The 2,855-nt window shown below is 73.8% G+C and carries 3 protein-coding genes; 2 read left to right on the top strand and 1 reads right to left on the bottom strand.

Annotated features, from left to right (window positions below):
- A partial coding sequence (locus tag AADR41_RS41780) for a PD-(D/E)XK nuclease family protein (RefSeq protein ID WP_342287678.1) occupies positions 1-729 on the top strand: 729 nt, incomplete at its 5' end.
- A gap of 55 nt (positions 730-784) precedes the next feature.
- Here AADR41_RS41780 and AADR41_RS41775 read toward each other — a convergent pair.
- Positions 785-1,531: a hypothetical protein gene (locus AADR41_RS41775; protein WP_342287677.1), complete on the bottom strand. Its 747-nt coding sequence runs from the start codon at positions 1,529-1,531 to the stop codon at positions 785-787.
- A gap of 171 nt (positions 1,532-1,702) precedes the next feature.
- Here AADR41_RS41775 and AADR41_RS41770 point away from each other — a divergent pair.
- Positions 1,703-2,855 (top strand): M20/M25/M40 family metallo-hydrolase (locus AADR41_RS41770; protein WP_342287676.1); only part of this gene is annotated, 1,153 nt, incomplete at its 3' end.

Raw genomic sequence — 2,855 nt, 5'->3', positions numbered from 1 at the left:
CACCACCCCGAGGAGCAGCACCCCGGGCCGCGCCGCCTCACCCCCGAGGAAGCCCGCACCCTCGCCTCCTGGGACCGCGACCTCGACGCCCTGGCCGGCGAGCTGCGCCGCGCCCGCGCCACCGTGCGCGACGTCCTCGTACCCGCGTCGCTCTCCGCCACCCAGCTGCTGCGCCTCGCCGACGACCCCGACGGCTTCGCCCAGGAGCTGGCCCGTCCGATGCCACGGCCGCCGCAGCCCGCGGCCCGCCGGGGCACCCGTTTCCACGCCTGGGTGGAGTCCCGCTTCGAGGAGCTGCCGCTGCCCATGCTCGGGCCCGACGAGCTGCCCGGGGGCGACGAGAGCGACGCCGAGATCGCCGACGAGCGCGATCTCGCCGCACTCAAGGAGGCCTTCGAGCGCACCCCGTACGCCCGCCGCACCCCGTACCGCGTCGAGACGCCGTTCCAGATCACCCTGGCCGGCCGGATCGTCCGGGGGCGCATCGACGCGGTGTACCGCACCGGGGACACGTACGAGATCGTCGACTGGAAGACCACCCGCGCCAACACCGCCGACCCCCTCCAGCTCGCGGTCTACCGCCTGGCCTGGGCGGAACTGCACGACCTGCCGCTCACCGACGTGACCGCCACGTTCCTGTACGTGCGCAGCGGCGAGACCGTCCACCCCAGGCGCCTGCCGGGCCGGGCGGAGCTGGAGCGCATCCTGCTGGACGAACAGCCGGACTAGGACCGGCCCCGGGCTGTGCCCGCCCTGGGCCGTGCCCGCCCGGGCCGTGTCCGGACTAGGACAGCGCAGGCCGGTCGATCAGCAGCTGGGCGCGGGCGGTCGTGAACAGCCGCCGCTGAGTGGCGAGCCCGCCGGGGGTGGCGGCGGTGTCGAGGAGCAGCTGATAGACCTGGCCGGCCTCGCCCGGGACGAAGACCTCGACGCGCTTGCGGGGTTCGCTCTGGCCCGCCCAGTGGTAGTCGATCTCCAGCCAGAGGGCGCTCCGGCCGTTCTGCCGGGTGGTGTGGGTGCTGGCCTTCAGTCCGGCCATCGACGACCTGGCGGTGTCGCGGTACCAGGCGAGCTGCCCGGCGGAGGCGTCCTGGGCGGTCGCTCCGTACGACGTGTCCCGCTTGACGCTCATGTCATGGGCACCGTCCGGGGAGATCCAGTTGCTCTGGATGGTGTTTCTCTCCTTCCGGGTCCAGCCGTCCGGCACGGCGAAGACGACCGTGAGACCGGGCTCTTCGACCCGGCGCCACCCCTCGGGCACCGGCGGCGGGGCGGGCCGCGACGGCCCCGGGGACGTGGCGCCGGGCCCGTCGGTCGCGTCCGGAGAACCGGGCCGGTCCGGTGTGGACGAGGCCGGGCCGGCCGGAGCACCGGCATGGTCGGCGACGGTCCGGTTGACCGAGGAGCCGCCGACGAGCGGGATCCCCAGCACCGCCAGCAGCAGACCGACGACAGCGGTGATCGCCGAGACCCACGCGGCCGTCTCCCCGGACCGCCGCCTCGGCGGCGTACCCGCACCTGAACCGCTCAACTCCCTCTCCCCCTCGCCGCCGGGGACGGGCACCGCCCCGCAAGGCCATTCAGGAGGCCATTCAACTGGAGGAGAGGCGCCACCGTCAGGTAATCCGGCCACAGCGGTGCGGGGAGGGCCGGGAACCTCGTGCGGAAGGACCCCGCCGGGCGAGGCACTAGGCTCAAGGCCATGAGCGACACCCCGGACAGCGCCGTCCGTACGTACACCGAGCAGCACCGCACAGCCTTTCTGGACGACCTCGCCGACTGGCTGCGCATCCCCTCCGTATCCGCCCAGCCGGAGCACGACGGGGACGTACGGCGCAGCGCCGAGTGGCTGTCCGCCAAGCTCAAGGAGACCGGTTTCCCGGTCACCGAGATCTGGGAGACGCCCGGCGCCCCCGCGGTCTTCGCCCACTGGCCCTCCGACGAGCCGGACGCCCCGACCGTCCTGGTCTACGGGCACCACGACGTACAGCCCGCCGCCCGCGAGGACGGCTGGGACACCGACCCGTTCGAGCCGGTGATCCGCGACGGCCGGATGTACGGGCGGGGCGCCGCCGACGACAAGGGACAGGTGTTCTTCCACACCCTCGGCGTCCGGGCCCACCTCGCCACCACCGGCCGCACCGCCCCCGCTGTCAACCTCAAGCTGCTGATCGAGGGTGAGGAGGAGTCCGGTTCGCCGAACTTCCGCGCCCTGGTCGAGGAGCGGGCCGAGCGGCTCACCGCCGACGCGGTGATCGTCTCCGACACCGGCATGTGGGACGAGTCGACCCCCACGGTCTGCACCGGCATGCGCGGCCTCGCCGAGTGCGAGATCGAGCTGTACGGCCCCGAGCAGGACATCCACTCCGGTTCGTTCGGCGGCGCGGTCCCCAACCCGGCGACCGCCGTGGCCCGGCTCGTCGCCGCACTGCACGACGCGGACGGCCGGGTCGCGATCCCCGGCTTCTACGACGGTGTGGCCGAGCTCACCGACACCGAGCGCGCGCTCTTCGCCGAGCTGCCCTTCGACGAGGCCACCTGGCTGCGCACCGCCAAGTCCCGGGCGGCATCGGGCGAGGCCGGATATTCCACGCTGGAGCGTGTCTGGGCCCGCCCCACCGCCGAGGTCAACGGCATCGGCGGCGGCTACCAGGGCGCCGGAAGCAAGACCATCATCCCGTCCTCCGCGCTGGTGAAGATCAGCTTCCGGCTGGTCGCGGGCCAGGACCCCGACCGGATCCAGGACGTGGTCCGGGCCTGGGCGGAAGCACGCGTCCCGGCCGGTGTCGGGCACCGGATCACCTTCGCCCCGGCCACCCGCCCCTGCCTGACCCCGCTGGACCACCCCGCCCTGC

Source organism: Streptomyces sp. CLV115 (assembly GCF_038448545.1).
Taxonomy (GTDB): domain Bacteria; phylum Actinomycetota; class Actinomycetes; order Streptomycetales; family Streptomycetaceae; genus Streptomyces; species Streptomyces sanglieri.
The sequence above is the reverse complement of the archived record's forward strand: the minus strand, read 5'-3'. Positions and strand labels throughout refer to the sequence as shown.